Source organism: Pseudomonas sp. MYb118 (genome assembly GCF_040947875.1).
GTDB lineage: Bacteria > Pseudomonadota > Gammaproteobacteria > Pseudomonadales > Pseudomonadaceae > Aquipseudomonas.
On record NZ_JBFRXN010000002.1, the window covers coordinates 1,860,159 to 1,875,871 of the forward strand.

Consider the following 15,713-nt stretch of genomic DNA (forward strand, 5'->3'; position numbering starts at 1 on the left):
TCGTGAACCTTCGCAAGTACCAGAATCACACGCCGTTGCTGGGCAAGGGCGCTTTTGTCGACCGTTCGGCGGTGGTGATCGGCGATGTTGAAATCGGCGAGGACAGCTCGGTCTGGCCGCTGACGGTGATCCGCGGCGACATGCACCGCATCCGCATCGGTGCGCGCACCAGCGTGCAGGACGGCTGCGTGTTGCACATCACCCACGCCGGGCCCTTCAACCCCGACGGCTTTCCCTGCCTGATTGGCGATGACGTGACCGTCGCCCACAAGGTCATGCTGCATGGCTGCACCATCGGCAACCGGGTGCTGATCGGCATGGGCAGCATCGTCATGGACGGTGCGGTGGTCGGCGATGACGTGATCATCGGCGCTGGCAGCCTGGTGCCGCCGGGCAAGCGCCTGGACAGCGGCTTTCTGTACGTGGGCAGCCCGGTGAAACAGGTCCGGCCGCTGACCGACAAGGAACAGGCATTTTTCACCTACAGTGCGGCGAACTACGTGAAGCTCAAGGACCTGCATCTGGCCGAAGGCTACGACCAGGCTTGACCCCGGCGCACCCAAACAGGATTCAACATGCATTACCAGACCGTTTTGTTCGACCTCGATGGCACCCTGACCGACCCGCGCGAGGGCATCACCCGCTCGATCCAGTTCGCCCTGGGCAAACTGGGGATCGACGAACCCGACCTGACCAAACTCGAGCACTTCATCGGCCCGCCGCTGTTGCAGGCGTTCATGCAGTTCTATGACTTCGATGAAGCCAAGGCCTGGGAGGCGGTGAATTTCTACCGTGAGCGCTTCAAGGTCACCGGCTTGTACGAGAACCGGGTTTTCGACGGGGTCAAGCCGCTGCTGGAAACCCTGGGCGGGCAAGGCCGGCAGTTGTACATCGCCACTTCCAAGCCGTGGGTCTTCGCCCGGGAAATTGCCCGGCATTTCGATTTCGCCCGGCACTTCAAGGTGATCTACGGCAGCGAGCTGGACGGCACGCGCACCAACAAAGTCGAGCTCATCGCCCACCTGATGGCCGAAGAAGGCCTGGACCCGGCCGACACCCTGATGATCGGCGACCGCAAACACGACCTGATCGGTGCGCGTAGCAACGGTCTGGATGCGGCGGCGGTGGGGTATGGGTTTGGCAGTCGTGAGGAGTTGAGTGCGGAGGCGCCGGCTTATCATTTTGAGACGCTCGAGGAGATGCATCAGGCGTTTTTGCGGCGTTAGCCAGAAAGCTATCGCGGGCAAACCCGCTCCCACAATGTGTTTTGTGAACAATGCAAATCCCTGTGGGAGCGGGCTTGCCCGCGATGGGGCCCTACAAGCCGCCAGATTTGTCTGCCCCAGCCAAAGCCTTCAAAGCCACCTTACGCTCCTCAACCGCCATCCCCCCCAACTTCTCCACCGCGGCATAGAAAGCCACCCAATCGCCATTTTGTTGCCGGAACAACTCGGCAAACGCCGGCACCCACTGGTCATACAAACCAAACGGCAACAACCGCGCATTGTTCAGCGGCGCGTTGATCCACGCATCGTAGCGTTTATCCCCGGCCCACTGACTGTCCCGCAACGCACGGTACTCGCTGCGCAGCCGTTCGAATTCTTCGGCCTTGCGCTGGCGCATCTCCCCGACTGCCAACGGCTGCGCGTACAGCTGTTCAAGCCTTGAGCGCGTCGCCAGGACCAGCTCGATGAACTGGTCCCGTTGTTGCGCCTGATGCCCTGTGTCTGGCGGCAACCCGCGATAGGCGCGCCATTGCCGGGTCCCTTCCTGTTCCACGAACGTGGCGAAGGATTCGTTGAACTCGGTGTCGTCTTTCACGTAGACCCGCTGGTGTGCCAGCTCATGAAAGATCAACGTTGCCAGCCGTTCATCGCCCCAGCCCATCATCGAGCTGATAATCGGATCGTTGAACCAACCGAGCGTCGAATAGGCCTCGACGCCGCCGATCGACACGTCCATACCTTGCACTCGCAGCAACGCCGCTTCGCCCCGGGCCGCACTCTGGGTGTAGTAACCGCGGTAGGCCACACAGCCGGCGATGGGGAAGCAATGGTTTTGTGGCGACAGGGAGAACTCCGGGGTGGCGAACACGTTCCACACGACGAAAGGCCGGCCAATGTCGGCGTAAAGGCGATAGCTCAGGTTATCCGGCAGATGCAGCCGTTGGCTGGCGAAGGTCCGCGCCTTCTGCGATTGGGCCAGGTGGGCGCGCAGCTTGGGGTCGCGGGTGGGGTCGGCGATCACCTCGGATACCGGTTCCCGGGCCCGCAGCAATTGCAGCTGACCATTGGCCAATTGGCCGTAGTAACTGACGCTGCTGCATCCCTGGAGCAATAAAAACAGCGCGCCCGGAAACAAAACGCGCAAAACGCGATCAAGTAACCCGAGGCTTGGAAGCGGCCTGATCAAAATAAAATCATCCCTGGAAAGTCTGCCCGCAAGACTATCCCGCCTGACTGGAGCTCCGCTATGCGCAAGATGATGCTGACGGGAAGCCTGTTGATGCTGACAGGTTGTGCAGGATTCGGAATACCCCACCACGATCCCTCGCAAGCGTGGATCGACCTCGATTCAACGCAGCAGGACACGGCGTTGCAAGCGCTCAAGGTCGATAACCAGGACTCGATGGACAAACGCTACTTCGAGGTGCAGCCCGGCAGTCACGAGCTCAAGGTGCGTTATCAGTTCGCGGTCGAGCCGGGCAACATTGGCCCGGACGCCGAGCCGTTATGGCGCGATTGCCAGCTGAACGTGAAATTCAACGGCTTCAATGCGGGTGAGAAATATCAGCTACAAGCCGGGAATATCGGCTTCCGACCGTGGGCCAAGCTCTATGATCAACAGCGAAAAGTGATAGGCCAGGGCACCCCGGCGGGCTGCCAACGGACCTGATCGGCGCTATGCTGAATGTCTAATCCTCGGGACATTCATCATGCGCAGGTTGTTGTTATTGCTCGCGGCTGGCGCCTTCGCCGGCTGCCAGAGCCCGCTGCCGGCGGCCAATCCACAGATGGCCTGGGTCGACTTCGCCACGCCCACCCCCGGTGGCAAGTTGTTGATGGCCGAACGCCTGGACAACGAGCGCTTGCGCGACGGGCGTTTTTTCCAGGTCACCCCCGGCAGCCATGAGTTGCGGGTGCGCTTCGATTTCGAGGTGTTTGGCGGAGGTGGCAGCCTGATGACGGGGCCCGTGGAGCGGTTGTGCTACCTGACCATCCGCTACGACCATTTCGAAGCGGGTCAGCGGTACGTGCTGGAAGGCCGCTCCCTGGCGTTTACGCCCAGCGCCCGGCTGTACAACGCCAAGCGGGAAATCGTCGCCGAAGATCGGGATTACGACTGCATCATCTGAGGCGGATCAGCGGTCGTTCTTCTGATAGATGATGGCTTTGGTGCCGTTGTCGCAGGTGCCGACGACCATGGCGATGTCATGCTTCTCGGCCTCTTCCCTGGACACGATCTCCAACGTGTAGGAAGGCACGGCATTCGCCTGGATCTTCACTTCGATCTCGTTCTTCAGTTCTTCGCAATCCTTGGGCGCGGCCAATGCCGAAGTTGCCAGCGCAGTGCAGATAACCGCCAGGGCAAAACGTTTCATCGATGAAGCTCCTTTAAGGCAGCACGCGTTTTCGTTGCTGTCATTTATTCGACCACAAACGCGCCGGCCGCGTTTTGTTTCAGCGCAAAAAAATCGCAGCCTGTGGCAGGCTGCGATTCGTCTGTCGCGGCGAGGCGAATCAGCTGACCAGTGTGGCTTCCAGAGTGATCTTGGCATTCAGCACTTTGGACACCGGGCAACCTTCCTTGGCTTTATTGCTCAGTTCTTCGAATTGCGCCTGGGTGGCACCAGGAATTTTCGCCTTCATGATCAACTTCACGGCGGTGATCGCAAAGCCGCCGTCCACCTGGTCCAGCACCACCTCGGCGTTGGTATCAATACTGTCGGCCTTGAGACCGGCATCACCGAGGATCATCGAGAAGGCCATGGAGAAGCAGCCCGCGTGGGCCGCGCCGATCAGCTCTTCCGGGTTGGTGCCTCTGCCGCCTTCGAAACGGGCCTTGAAGCCGTAGGGCGCTTCCCGCAGAACGCCGGTTTCCGTGGAAATCGAGCCGATGCCGGTTTTCAGATCACCTTCCCAATGCGCCGATGCTTTCTTGGTAATAGCCATGCCTGTCTCCTCAGAATCCGACGCGAAATGCCGCGCCTTCGTGGTTTGCCTTTCAGGGTTCTGAGGATAGCCGCTGATGCAAAGTTCACCCTATCTGATATTTCCTACCGTTTTCGTAGGAAATTTCGACGCGCCTCTTGAAACTCGGGTATATGCCCTCATTGCATGAAACACGCTATGCATTCGGCAGGTTTTCGTTCGTCAAAAAAACCTGCGGCCCAATTGGAGAAGCAGGTTTATGAAACGACTGTCCGATATCAAGTTTTCGACCCTGGATCTGGTGCCGGTGCGCGAGAACGGCAGCGCGGCCCAATCGCTGCGCAATTCCCTGGATCTGGCGCAGCACGTCGAAAAATTCGGCTATACCCGGTTCTGGGTCGCCGAGCACCACAACATGGATGGTATCGCCAGCTCGGCGACGTCGGTGTTGCTGGGTTATCTGGCTGGCGGCACGTCGACCATTCGGGTGGGCTCGGGTGGAGTGATGCTGCCCAACCATGCGCCGCTGGTGATCGCCGAACAGTTCGGTACCCTGGAAAGTCTCTATCCCGGTCGAATCGACCTGGGCCTGGGCCGCGCGCCCGGTTCCGACCAGATGACGGCCCGGGCCCTGCGCCGCGAGCGCTCCGGCAGCGCCGACGATTTCCCGGAAGATGTCGCGGAGCTGGTGCGCTACCTCGGCCCGCGCACACCGGACCAGCGCATCATCGCGATGCCGGGCACGGGCACCCAGGTGCCGATCTGGTTGCTGGGTTCGAGCCTGTTCAGCGCGCAATTGGCCGGTGAGCGTGGTTTGCCCTACGCCTTCGCCTCCCATTTCGCACCGCGCCTGATGCACGAAGCGATTCGTATCTACCGCAATCACTTCAAGCCTTCAGCCGTATTGGACAAGCCCTACGTGATGCTCGGCGTTCCGCTGGTGGCGGCTGACACCGATGAGCAGGCCGATTACCTGGCGACGTCGGTCTATCAGCGCATTCTCGCGCTGATGCGTGGGCAAAGCCTGGTACAGCGCCCGCCGGTGAAAACCATGGACGGTCTGTGGCTGCCCCATGAGAAGCAAGCGGTGGGGGATTTCCTCGGCCTGGCGATGGTCGGCAGCCCGCAGAAAATTCGCGCCAAGCTGGAGGTGCTGATCGAACAGACCCAGGCCGATGAGCTGATCTTCACCTGTGACCTGTATGAACACAGCGACCGCGTGCATTCCTACGAACTGCTGGCGCAGTTGATGAAGGGCTAAGCCATCGCACTAACCCCCTGTAGGAGCGAGCTTGCTCGCGATGTACGTCAACGATAACGCGGGATACCTGGTACCCAGCGGCGTGCTCACGATCATCGCGAGCATGCTCGCTCCTACAGGGGTAAAGCAGGAATAAAAAAACCGACGCCAATGGCGTCGGTTTTTTTTGAGCGCACTCAACCACGCTTGTAAACGATTTCCTTGGTACCGCTTTCACAGGTGCCGACGACCTTTCCGTCAGCCGCCGTGCCTTTATCGACAATTTCCAGCGAATAGTTCGACGCACCCTTGGCGTCGATCTTGGCCGCGATTTCAGCCTTCAACTCCTCGCATGGTTTGCCTTCAGCCAGCGCTGTACCTGCAAGACTCAACAAACCTAACGCCAACATAAACTGCTTCATCGGTCGCACTCCCTGGTCGGATCAAAGGGAGCATCCAGCGATCGGCCGGATGCACTCACATAGCGCTTTGCCATTCCCTATGGCACTCGGCCAGCGCGCAAGTTCAGAAGACTCGCCAAAACTCAGCTGCTGGCAATCTTGAATCCCACTTTGAGTGTCACCTGGAAGTGAGCGGCCTTGCCGTCCCTGATGTGCCCGCGAGTCTCGGTCACTTCAAACCATTCCAGGTGCTTGACGCTCTTGTTAGCCTCGGCTATCGCGTTGTTGATGGCATCTTCGATGCTGCTGGTGGATGAGCCGACAAGCTCGATTTTCTTGTACGTGTGATGGTCGGTCATGGGCGTTCTCCTTGGGTGTGAATACAGCCTAGCAGTGATTTTCGTATTACTTCTGGCGGCCAATCCCACGCAGAAGTTCAGATTTACTGCACTTTCTCGAACCCCTGAAGTCCCAACCAACACACGCCACTCATCATCAATGCAGGAGAGCCACCATGGCCAACACCTCTTTACGTAAAGCCTCATTGCAAAGCATGGAAGCCGAGATCGAGAGTCTGCTGAAGTCTTTGGAAAACCTGAAAGACGACGCCTCGGACGAGTCGCGTAAAACCCTCAAGGCCCTGAAAGCCAACGCCGAGAGCGCGCTGAAACACTCGCGCCATCTGCTCAGCGATGCCTATGAAGAAGTCAAAGTGAAAACCCGTGAAACCGGGATCGCGACTCGGGACTACGCCCAGGAACACCCTTGGACGACCGCCGGTGTGGCGGTGGGTGCCTTGGGGCTGCTGGCCGCTTACCTGTTGTGCAAACGCGACTAATCCGTCTGGCGCAGCTCGTTTTTCAGCCAGTGCGCCAGTTGCCGGGCGCGCCCGTCCGCGGCGCGCTTGGGTAGCCACAACGCCAGTTGCGCCGGGGTTTCACTGAAGCCCCACGGCGCAACCAGGCGTCCGGCCTTCAAATCCTCGGTCACCAGCGGCTCCGGGGCAATCGCCACACCCAGGCCGGCCACCGCGGCCTCCAGCAAGTAATACAAATGCTCGAAACCCTGCCCGTATTTCAACGCTTTGGCGTCGAGGCCGTTTTGTTGTGCCCAACTGGGCCAGGCCTGCGGGCGCGAGGTGGTGTGCAGCAGCGTCTCGCTCAGTAACGCGCCGGCCGGCGCACGTTCCAGGCGCTCGCAACCGATGAACCGCGGGCTCATGACCGGGCCGATGCGCTCGCTGGCCAGCTCGAACACCTGCATGTCCGCAGGCCATGGCGGCTCGGCGAACAGCAGCAGCGCATCCAGCCCGGGGCGACGGGGATCGAGATCGCCTTCGCCGGCCGACAGGTGCAGGCGCAGGTCCGGCAGGTCGGCATTCAACCGCCCCAGGCGCGGAATGAACCAGCGCGCCAGCAGGCTCCCTGAGCAGCCGAGCACGAAGGGCGCATCGGCGGTGCTTTGGGTCAATTCGGCGCAGACATTGCGCAAACGTTCGAAGGCTTCGCCGCTGGCGTCCCGCAGGCGAATGCCGGCATCTGTGAGTTTAAGGCCGCGTCCATCCTTGACGAAAAGACTGACACCCAAATGTTCTTCGAGGACCTTCAACTGCCGGCTGACCGCACCATGGGTCACGTGCAGCTGTTCGGCAGCGGCACTCACGCTGTTGAGGCGAGCAGTAGCTTCGAAGGCGCGCAGGGCGTTCAGCGGTGGAAGGTCGTGGCTCATTGATCTGTGAGTTTTCCTGACAGGTTGTGGCGATCTTATCGGTTTTCAGCGCAGGGCGTCAGGGGTAGAGTGAAGCCCACTTTATGCAAAAGCTTCTTTTCACCTATTCAACCGGAGCGACCCATGACCCAGACTAATCTGCGCAACGGCCCCGACGCCAACGGCCTGTTTGGCGCGTTCGGCGGCCGCTACGTCGCTGAAACCCTGATGCCGTTGATCCTCGACCTGGCCCGCGAATACGAAGCGGCCAAGGAAGATCCGGCCTTCAACGAAGAACTGGCCTACTTCCAGCGCGACTACGTCGGACGCCCGAGCCCGCTGTATTTCGCCGAGCGCCTGACCGAAGCCTGCGGCGGCGCAAAAATCTATCTCAAGCGTGAAGAGCTGAACCACACCGGCGCGCACAAGATCAACAACTGCATCGGCCAGATCCTGCTGGCGCGACGCATGGGCAAGAAACGCATCATCGCCGAGACCGGCGCCGGCATGCACGGCGTTGCGACCGCGACCGTGGCGGCGCGCTTCGGCCTGGAGTGCGTGATCTACATGGGCACCACCGACATCGAGCGTCAGCAGGCCAACGTGTTCCGCATGAAATTGCTGGGCGCCACGGTCATTCCGGTGGTCGCCGGCACCGGGACCCTGAAGGACGCGATGAACGAAGCGCTGCGGGACTGGGTGACCAACGTCGACAGCACGTTCTACCTGATCGGCACGGTCGCGGGCCCGCACCCGTATCCAGCGATGGTGCGTGATTTCCAGGCCGTCATCGGCAAGGAAACCCGTGACCAGTTGCAAGCCCAGGAAGGCCGTCTGCCTGACAGCCTGGTGGCTTGCATCGGTGGTGGTTCCAACGCCATGGGCCTGTTCCACCCGTTCCTCGACGACAAGAGTGTCGAGATCATCGGTGTCGAAGCGGCCGGCCACGGTATCGAGACCGGCAAACACGCGGCCAGCCTCAACGGCGGCGTGCCGGGTGTGTTGCACGGCAACCGTACGTTCCTGCTGCAGGACGACGACGGCCAGATCATTGATGCCCACTCGATTTCCGCGGGGCTGGACTACCCGGGTATCGGTCCGGAACACGCCTGGTTGCACGACATCGGCCGCGTCCAGTACACCTCGGTGACGGACGACGAAGCCCTCGACGCGTTCCACAAATGCTGCCGCCTGGAAGGGATCATTCCTGCACTGGAAAGCGCCCACGCCCTGGCCGAAGTGTTCAAGCGCGCACCGACCCTGCCCAAGGATCACCTGATGGTGGTGAACCTGTCCGGACGTGGCGACAAAGACATGCAGACCGTGATGCACCACATGGAAAACTCCCAAGCCCAGCAGGAGAAACACTGATGAGCCGCCTGCAAACGCGTTTTGCCGAACTCAAGCAACAGAACCGTGCGGCCCTGGTGACCTTTGTCACTGCTGGCGATCCGGGCTATGACACGTCCCTGGCGATCCTCAAGGGCTTGCCCGCTGCCGGCGCCGACGTGATCGAGCTGGGCATGCCGTTCACCGACCCGATGGCCGATGGCCCGGCGATCCAGTTGGCGAACATTCGTGCCCTGGAGGCCAAGCAGAACCTTGCGAAAACCCTGCAGATGGTGCGCGAGTTCCGCAAGGACAACAACGAAACGCCGCTGGTGCTGATGGGCTATTTCAACCCGATTCATAAATACGGTGTCCCGCGTTTCATCGCCGACGCCAAAGAGGCGGGCGTCGACGGTCTGATCGTGGTCGACATGCCGCCAGAGCATAACGGCGAATTGTCCGACCCGGCCCAGGCTGCCGGTATCGACTTCATCCGCCTGACCACTCCGACCACCGACGATGCGCGTCTGCCGACCGTATTGAACGGCAGCTCCGGCTTCGTCTACTACGTGTCCGTGGCCGGGGTCACCGGTGCTGGCGCGGCTACGCTGGAACACGTTGAGGAAGCGGTAGCGCGTCTGCGTCGCCACACCGACCTGCCAATCAGCATCGGCTTCGGTATTCGTACGCCCGAGCAGGCCGCGTCCATCGCACGCCTGGCCGATGGTGTGGTGGTGGGTTCGGCGCTGATCGATCACATCGCCAATGCATCGACGCCGGCGCAGGCGGTGGATGGCGTGCTGAGCCTGTGTGCAGCGTTGGCCGACGGCGTACGTAAGGCGCGCGTCAGCTGAGAGTAAAGTTCCTGATACAGAGGAATTAGCGCCTCGCGACACAGACTAATCAGCAAGATCGAGGGCTTCAGGACTTCATCCTGAGGCCCTTTTTGCTGTCCGTGCAGTGAGGAAAGACCCGATGAAAATGCCGAAACGTCTGATTGCGAGCCTGGGTGTGCTGATGCTTAGCGCCACGCCGTTGCTCAATGCCAGCGCCGATCAGCGCGACGATCACGACCGTGGCGGTCCGCAGCAAGGCCATTACGACAATCGCGGCGATGACCATCGCGGCCCGCAGGACAATCATCGCGGCGGCCCTCCGCCACGGGACTTCGACCCGGTGCGCCAGGTGATCCACGATAACCATGGCTACTTCGTGCGTGGTGCACCGCCACCGCCGGGCATTCACCTGGAGCGCGGCCGGCCGTTACCGCATGGCTATTACGGCGAGCGCCTGGACAATCGCGCGCTGAGCCATCTGCCGTACTACCAAGGGTACGAATGGCGCCGGGCCGGCGCTGACATTGTGCTGATCGCGGTGGGCACCGGGATCGTCTATGAGATTCTTCAGGGCGTGCTGTGAGTTAAACAGCGGGTAGAAAAAAGGCTTCGCGGGGTGACCGCGAAGCCTTTTTTCATGGCAGCTCCAGGCCGCCGGCCGCCTTGTGCAGTTTGCGCAGGTGTTCACCCACCTGTTTCAGGTTGGCTTCGTTGTCGGCCATCTCGGCGGCGCGGCTGGGTTCGAGCAGTTCGCGCACTTGCTTGTCGAGGTCGCCGGTGAGCAACTGCAGCTGTTTCTGCCGCAGGCTGCTTTCCGATTCCAGCCGCTGCCATTCACTGGGCTGTGGCAAACCATAACCGCCGGCATCCAGCAGCTCCGCCGGACGACTGAGGAAGCCGCTGTTGGCGAGGATCTCCTGCAAGGTCGCGTTGGCCTTGTCCATGCCGCCATTTTTCAATTCCCGGGCGCCGAGGTAGCGCTGCTTCACCTCGTCCTGGGCCAGCACCAATTGCTGGCGGAAGGCCGCCTGTTCGAGCAACAGCAGGGCGGCGCTGGTGCGCAGGTCGGCCTGTTCGATCCATGGGCGGCGTTCCTGCGCCTTCAGGGCCAGCCAGTCTTCGACCTTGTCCTGTTTGATCGGCAGGTGTTTTTTCAGCACCTCGAACATCGCCTGGTAGCGGTCGCGGAAAGAGTCGAAGCGATAGCCCAGGCGCAGGGCCTCGCGCGGATCGTCCAGCACGCTGGTGTCAGCCAAGCCACGTCCCTTGAGCACTTCCAGCAAGCCATTGGGCATGATGTTGTCGAGTCCGACCAACTTGGCGTTGTTGCTGCCGCTGCGCAGCAACTTCAAGCCTTCTACGGCGCAGTTGTTGGACAGGAAGAAGTAATTGCCGTCGTAGCTCCAGTGCATTTCCGCGGCGTGTTCCACCACGCCCTCGATTTCCTCGCGTGACAGGTTGAGCGGCACGGAGGCGAGGCTGCGCAGTTCGGTCTTGGTGTACTCGTCGATGACCTGGGCCAGGGGCAGCACGAACAGGCGCGAAGGGTATTTGCCCACCAGCCCGTCCCAGCTCGAGAGCTGCACGTCGCCGACGAAGGCGCGGTAAGACAGCACCAGGTGCTGATCCAGGTCGAGCCGGCAATCCGGGCCCCGTGGCCGGCCCGGTGCGCAGATCACCAGGCGCAACATGCTGTGACCCCAGCGGCTGACCCAGTTCTGGTTGGCTTCGGCCAGCAGGTAGTCGACGGCGTACACCCGCTCCGGGTCGACCTGGCCCAGGGGCTGTTTGGCGAAGTCGTTGCCGGCATTGAGGAACGCGTAGGATTGGCTGCAGGTGTCCTTGGCGGCCGGGGCCCAGCCGAAATGCTCCTTGTAGTAACGGTACAGCGAAGGACGGCGGCAGGCGTAGCTCGGGTCGAGGAGGAAATACTCCATGTTCACCGCGACGAACTCCTTGGGGCTGCTCGTCTCGTAGATGTCCGGGCTGCGGGCAATCTGGCGGTTGTGTTGTTCGCGTTCGCCGCGCCGACCGACATATTGCGGCCAGCCGGCAAGGTCCAGCAGGCGTGGGTCATCGCTCAAGGTAAAGCGCCGGTCGGATTGGCCACGGCATTCATCGGGGATGCCGATCAACCCGGAGCTGTCGCTGCGCCGGGTGCAGCGCTGGATCAGCGTGCGTTCGGCGGCCGGCCACAGGCGCGAGCGGTCGTAGATGTGAGTCAGTTCGTGCAGCACCGTGGCCAGCATTTCGCGGCGCACCGTGCCGTGGGGGCGATTGGTTTTCTTGCGGGCGGCGCTGCCGTCGGTGAGGCTGGCGAGCAGGTTGCGATTGAGGTCCAGCTCGGACACCAGCGATGCCTGGCCATAGGCATTGCCCGGCATGTCATCAGTCCAGCCGACGTCGATACGCCGGTCCAGTTGCTCGATGAAGCGCGGCGGCAACGCTTGCATGGCCTCATCCAGCAATGCCTGGCTGGCCTGTTGTTGGGCGGGGCTCAGGCCTTCGGTCTTGAGCCGCAGTTGCAGGCCGGCCTGGGCCGTATTGCCAAGCAGCAACACGACCCCGGCCAGCAGCCAGGCATTCAGGCGTTTCACAATGCGAGGATGGCTTCGGCGAGTTCCTGATCGCTGGCGCCCCGGGCTTCCGGTACGCGGGTGCGCAGTACGTTGATGGCGGCTTCCAGGTTCGCCCCGCGGATATCACCGTCGGTGGCGACGAAGCTGGCGGCATCGTCATGGGCTTCACGAACGATCTTCGAATCGCGGATGGAAGTGGTCGTGTCAGAGGTGAAGTCCAGGGAGCGCCGAGTGGCGTTGAGAAGCATGTTACTGGTGCCAACCAGGGTATGCGCCTGGGTGACGTCGGCCAACAACAGCAGGCCAAGGGTGGCAATAATCAGCGGGCTACGCATGGAACGACTCCGGAGAAACAAGAATAACTATTGGACGAGAATTGCCTCTGCCAGTTCAAGGTCGCTTGCATGAAGTTTTGGCTGGGTCCGGTGCAGATAATTCAGGGCGGACTCCAGGTGTGCTCCACGCAATTGGCCGTCACTGGCAATGAATGACGCAGCGTCATCCCGGGCGGCGAGCAGCTTACGGTCGAACGGCGCGGAGGTCACCATGCTTGTGGCGTATCCGGAGGCCACAACGCCCTGGGTGGTCAGGTCAAAAGCCTGGGCCGAACCAGCCCAACAGGCGACGAGAAACGGCGAAATCAGCAGGTACTTGGAAAGGATCATGGGACTCGACTGTCGAAAGTGAGCCCCAAGGCTAGCGTAACGCCCGGTCTAGAGCCAGCGCGGGGACGGGGCAGATAGCCCGTGCCCCTCCGCGAGTGACATTCAGATGGTCAGAATGGCCTGGGCCAGTTGCGCGTCGGTCGCGTTTAGGCCAGGTACCTGATGACGGATGTGATCCAGGGCGCTTTCCAGCTTCACGCCACGGATGGCGCCTTCGCTGGCGACAAAGCTGGCGGCATCGTCACGGGCCGCGCGGACGATCTTGTCGTCACGGAACGAGGACGTCACGTCGGAGGTGGCATCAGACGTGGCTTTCAATGCTCCGACGACGGCGTCGGTGGTCACGATGAAGCTGGTGGCGTGGGAATTGGCAGCCACGGCAAGCAGGGCTGCGGCACTGAGCAGGCGTAGACGGGACATGGTGTAACTCCTATGGATAGCGGGTTGAGAAGTGGCGCGGTATCTGTGAGTCAGACGCCGGTCGCGCAGTCACCGCCACGTTCTGACTTGATATTAGGCCTGCCGGTGCCGGTTCGCACAGCCCCGCCTGTTGCAGAGTGTCTCGGCCGTTTTCTTTGCTGGGCATAATTGTACTGGTTAATTCTGTGATTGGTAAAACTGTATCGGTCTGCCTCTCGACAGCTTTCCAGGTGTTTTCCAGGGCCTGAAACGACAAGACCCGTCGTGGTTTCCCACGACGGGTCTTGTTTGTTCAATTCGGGGGCTGGCGAGTGATCTCGAAAGATCAGAGCCAGCAGCGCTAAGTTAGCGCCAGAACGGCTTGGCCAGTTCTTCGTAGCGTTGTGCTTCGCTGATCCCGGCATCGGCCAGCAGACGCGAATCCAGACGAGCCAGTTGATGGCGGCTGGCGATGCGGCGCTGCCACAGCATCAGGTTAGCGATAACGCGAAGAGGCAGGGAAGCCTGGGTTTTTGCAGCAGTATCTTCGAAAAACAGCTCGGAACTGAGTGTACGTTCCATGGTTGACATCCTTCCGCTTGTGGCGGGATTAGGTAGTGGTTTAACTGATGCCAATGATCCTCCTGTTTGGCCAGTCTCTCTAGATACAGTTCACCTGTATTGTGATCAATCAGTTAACTGTTTAAGGGGGGTGTACTGGTCTAAATTGAGGCAACTGTACCTATCTGCACCTTGTTGGTGCATTTCGAGTGATTTGCTCGTGACGGGTAGGCCATTACGGTAGGAAAACGCCGGTACAGTAGTACAGTTTTAAACAAAATCGAGCAAAACGACAAGCAGCTGACCAAACTGTGTTTGCGTCAGCTGCTATCTGTTTGCGTTACTGGACGAGCATTTTCCCGGTTTCTTCCAGGTTGATGTGCCAGCTCAGGGCGTCGCGCAGGATATGCGGGGTGTGACCACCCAGTGCGCAAGCGGTGGTGAAGTAGTCGTTGAGGGCCTGGCGATAGTCGGGGTGCACGCAATTGTCGATGATCGCGCGAGCCCGCTCCCGTGGTGCCAGGCCGCGCAGGTCTGCCAGGCCAATCTCGGTCACCAGGATGTCGACATCGTGTTCGGTGTGATCGACGTGGCTGACCATCGGCACCACGCTGGAGATCGCGCCACCCTTGGCGATCGACTTGGTCACAAAGATCGCCAGGTGGGCGTTGCGAGCGAAATCACCGGAACCGCCAATGCCGTTCATCATCCGCGTACCGCAGACATGGGTGGAGTTGACGTTGCCGTAGATGTCGAATTCCAGCGCGGTGTTGATGCCGATGATCCCGAGCCGGCGCACCACTTCCGGGTGGTTGGAGATTTCCTGTGGACGCAGGACCAGCTTGTCCTTGTAGCGCTCCAGGTTACCGAACACATCGCTGTTGCGACGGCTGGACAGGGTGATCGAACTGCCCGAAGCGAAGCTCAGCTTGCCGGCGTCGATCAGGTCGAAGGTCGAGTCCTGCAACACTTCGGAGTACATGCTCAGGTCTTCGAACGGTGAGTCGATCAGCCCGCACATCACGGCGTTCGCGATGTTGCCGATGCCGGCCTGCAATGGACCGAGCTTGTTGCTCATGCGCCCGGCTTCCACTTCCTGCTTGAGAAAGCCGATCAGGTGGTCGGCGATGGCTTGTGTGTCGGCGTCCGGTGGCGTCACGGTCGAGGGCGAGTCGGCCTGGTTGGTAATGACGATGGCGACGATCTTTTCCGCCGGGATCGGAATGGCAGTGCTGCCAATACGGTCATCGACCTTGACCAGTGGAATCGGCGTGCGAGTCGGACGGTAGGTCGGGATGTAAATGTCGTGCAGGCCTTCGAGGTTCGGGTTGTGCGCCATGTTGATCTCGACGATCACATGCTTGGCGAAAATCGCGAAGCTCGCCGAGTTGCCCACGGAGGTGGTCGGCACGATGTGACCCTGCTCGGTAATCGCCACCGCCTCGATCACTGCGATATCCGGCAGCTTGAGCTGCTGGTTGCGCAGTTGCTCGACGGTTTCCGACAAGTGCTGGTCGATGAACATGACTTCACCGGCGTTGATCGCCTTGCGCAGGGTACTGTCGACCTGAAACGGCATGCGGCGCGACAGTACACCGGCTTCGGTCAGTTGTTTGTCGAGGTCGTTGCCCAGGCTCGCGCCAGTCATCAAGGTGATTTTCAGTGGCGAGACTTTGGCACGTTCGGCCAATGCATGAGGTACGGCCTTGGCTTCGCCGGCTCGGGTGAAACCACTCATGCCGACGGTCATGCCGTCCTCAATCAGAGCGGCAGCATTTTCTGCGCTCATTACCTTTTCCAACAACGAAGGCAAGCGAATACGTTCACGGTACATGGATTGTTATC

The 15,713-nt window shown here is 60.8% G+C and carries 21 protein-coding genes; 9 read left to right on the plus strand and 12 right to left on the minus strand.

Annotated features, from left to right (window positions below; translation table 11 throughout):
* The first annotated feature begins 2 nt into the window (after positions 1 to 2).
* Positions 3 to 548 carry a gamma carbonic anhydrase family protein gene (locus ABVN20_RS14450; protein ID WP_368556402.1) on the plus strand — a complete coding sequence of 182 codons (546 nt, stop codon included), beginning with the start codon at positions 3 to 5 and terminating at the stop codon, positions 546 to 548.
* Positions 549 to 575: 27 nt separating this feature from the next.
* Positions 576 to 1,226 (plus strand): HAD family hydrolase, encoded by a 651-nt coding sequence (locus ABVN20_RS14455; RefSeq protein ID WP_368556403.1) that lies wholly within the window; start codon positions 576 to 578, stop codon positions 1,224 to 1,226.
* Positions 1,227 to 1,317: 91 nt separating this feature from the next.
* On the opposite strand, the gene ABVN20_RS14460 is transcribed toward ABVN20_RS14455, so the two are convergent.
* Positions 1,318 to 2,412: an aminopeptidase gene (locus ABVN20_RS14460; RefSeq protein ID WP_368556404.1), complete on the minus strand. Its 1,095-nt coding sequence runs from the start codon at positions 2,410 to 2,412 to the stop codon at positions 1,318 to 1,320.
* A gap of 60 nt (positions 2,413 to 2,472) precedes the next feature.
* Between ABVN20_RS14460 and ABVN20_RS14465 the strand changes: the two genes are divergently transcribed.
* Together ABVN20_RS14465 and ABVN20_RS14470 are read left to right on the plus strand one after the other, a co-directional pair.
* A complete protein-coding gene (locus ABVN20_RS14465; protein WP_368556405.1) occupies positions 2,473 to 2,895 on the plus strand; it encodes a hypothetical protein in 423 nt (140 codons plus the stop codon).
* 40 nt (positions 2,896 to 2,935) lie between these two features.
* Entirely contained in the window at positions 2,936 to 3,355 is a 420-nt protein-coding gene (locus ABVN20_RS14470; RefSeq protein WP_368556406.1) for a hypothetical protein, read from the plus strand.
* 6 nt (positions 3,356 to 3,361) lie between these two features.
* Here ABVN20_RS14470 and ABVN20_RS14475 read toward each other — a convergent pair whose 3' ends face one another.
* Together ABVN20_RS14475 and ABVN20_RS14480 are read right to left on the minus strand one after the other, a co-directional pair.
* Positions 3,362 to 3,601, minus strand: a complete 240-nt coding sequence (locus ABVN20_RS14475) for a DUF1161 domain-containing protein (RefSeq protein WP_368556407.1) — start codon at positions 3,599 to 3,601, stop codon at positions 3,362 to 3,364.
* A 139-nt stretch (positions 3,602 to 3,740) separates the two neighbouring features.
* Positions 3,741 to 4,172 carry an OsmC family protein gene (locus ABVN20_RS14480; RefSeq protein WP_368556408.1) on the minus strand — a complete coding sequence of 144 codons (432 nt, stop codon included), beginning with the start codon at positions 4,170 to 4,172 and terminating at the stop codon, positions 3,741 to 3,743.
* Positions 4,173 to 4,410: 238 nt separating this feature from the next.
* Between ABVN20_RS14480 and ABVN20_RS14485 the strand changes: the two genes are divergently transcribed.
* Entirely contained in the window at positions 4,411 to 5,412 is a 1,002-nt protein-coding gene (locus tag ABVN20_RS14485) for an LLM class flavin-dependent oxidoreductase (RefSeq protein ID WP_368556409.1), read from the plus strand.
* A gap of 176 nt (positions 5,413 to 5,588) precedes the next feature.
* On the opposite strand, the gene ABVN20_RS14490 is transcribed toward ABVN20_RS14485, so the two are convergent.
* The gene (locus ABVN20_RS14490) at positions 5,589 to 5,813 is read right to left on the minus strand and encodes a DUF1161 domain-containing protein (RefSeq protein ID WP_368556410.1); all 225 of its coding nucleotides are present in this window, start codon (positions 5,811 to 5,813) and stop codon (positions 5,589 to 5,591) included.
* 122 nt (positions 5,814 to 5,935) lie between these two features.
* A complete protein-coding gene (locus tag ABVN20_RS14495) occupies positions 5,936 to 6,151 on the minus strand; it encodes a dodecin (RefSeq protein ID WP_368556411.1) in 216 nt (71 codons plus the stop codon).
* Between the two features lie 155 nt (positions 6,152 to 6,306).
* On the opposite strand from ABVN20_RS14495, the gene ABVN20_RS14500 reads away from it, so the two are divergent.
* Positions 6,307 to 6,630, plus strand: coding sequence for a YqjD family protein (locus tag ABVN20_RS14500; RefSeq protein ID WP_192307344.1), 324 nt, complete (start codon positions 6,307 to 6,309; stop codon positions 6,628 to 6,630).
* Here ABVN20_RS14500 and ABVN20_RS14505 read toward each other — a convergent pair.
* Positions 6,627 to 7,520, minus strand: a complete 894-nt coding sequence (locus tag ABVN20_RS14505) for a LysR family transcriptional regulator (protein WP_368556412.1) — start codon at positions 7,518 to 7,520, stop codon at positions 6,627 to 6,629. The two genes, ABVN20_RS14500 and ABVN20_RS14505, sit on opposite strands and share 4 nt — an antisense overlap.
* Positions 7,521 to 7,643: 123 nt before the next feature.
* On the opposite strand from ABVN20_RS14505, the gene trpB reads away from it, so the two are divergent.
* From trpB to ABVN20_RS14520, 3 genes are all read left to right on the plus strand, one after another.
* Positions 7,644 to 8,870 (plus strand): tryptophan synthase subunit beta, encoded by a 1,227-nt coding sequence (gene trpB, locus ABVN20_RS14510; protein ID WP_368556413.1) that lies wholly within the window; start codon positions 7,644 to 7,646, stop codon positions 8,868 to 8,870.
* On the plus strand, positions 8,870 to 9,682 hold the full coding sequence (gene trpA, locus ABVN20_RS14515; protein ID WP_368556414.1) for a tryptophan synthase subunit alpha: 813 nt from the start codon (positions 8,870 to 8,872) through the stop codon (positions 9,680 to 9,682). Before trpB ends, trpA begins: the two co-directional genes overlap by 1 nt.
* A gap of 121 nt (positions 9,683 to 9,803) precedes the next feature.
* Positions 9,804 to 10,247, plus strand: a complete 444-nt coding sequence (locus ABVN20_RS14520) for an anti-virulence regulator CigR family protein (RefSeq protein WP_368556415.1) — start codon at positions 9,804 to 9,806, stop codon at positions 10,245 to 10,247.
* 52 nt (positions 10,248 to 10,299) lie between these two features.
* Here the strand turns inward: ABVN20_RS14520 and ABVN20_RS14525 are convergent, their stop codons facing one another.
* The 6 genes from ABVN20_RS14525 to ABVN20_RS14550 form a co-directional block, all read right to left on the minus strand.
* Positions 10,300 to 12,261: a DUF4105 domain-containing protein gene (locus ABVN20_RS14525; protein WP_368556416.1), complete on the minus strand. Its 1,962-nt coding sequence runs from the start codon at positions 12,259 to 12,261 to the stop codon at positions 10,300 to 10,302.
* The gene (locus tag ABVN20_RS14530; protein WP_368556417.1) at positions 12,258 to 12,578 is read right to left on the minus strand and encodes a DUF2388 domain-containing protein; all 321 of its coding nucleotides are present in this window, start codon (positions 12,576 to 12,578) and stop codon (positions 12,258 to 12,260) included. The genes ABVN20_RS14525 and ABVN20_RS14530 overlap by 4 nt, the downstream gene beginning before the upstream one ends.
* Positions 12,579 to 12,605: 27 nt before the next feature.
* Positions 12,606 to 12,908: a DUF2388 domain-containing protein gene (locus ABVN20_RS14535; RefSeq protein ID WP_368556418.1), complete on the minus strand. Its 303-nt coding sequence runs from the start codon at positions 12,906 to 12,908 to the stop codon at positions 12,606 to 12,608.
* 102 nt (positions 12,909 to 13,010) lie between these two features.
* Positions 13,011 to 13,328 (minus strand): DUF2388 domain-containing protein, encoded by a 318-nt coding sequence (locus ABVN20_RS14540; RefSeq protein WP_214380073.1) that lies wholly within the window; start codon positions 13,326 to 13,328, stop codon positions 13,011 to 13,013.
* 345 nt (positions 13,329 to 13,673) lie between these two features.
* On the minus strand, positions 13,674 to 13,889 hold the full coding sequence (locus tag ABVN20_RS14545) for a DUF1127 domain-containing protein (protein ID WP_368556419.1): 216 nt from the start codon (positions 13,887 to 13,889) through the stop codon (positions 13,674 to 13,676).
* A 319-nt stretch (positions 13,890 to 14,208) separates the two neighbouring features.
* The gene (locus ABVN20_RS14550) at positions 14,209 to 15,702 is read right to left on the minus strand and encodes an acetyl-CoA hydrolase/transferase family protein (protein ID WP_368556420.1); all 1,494 of its coding nucleotides are present in this window, start codon (positions 15,700 to 15,702) and stop codon (positions 14,209 to 14,211) included.
* Between the last annotated feature and the right edge of the window lie 11 nt (positions 15,703 to 15,713).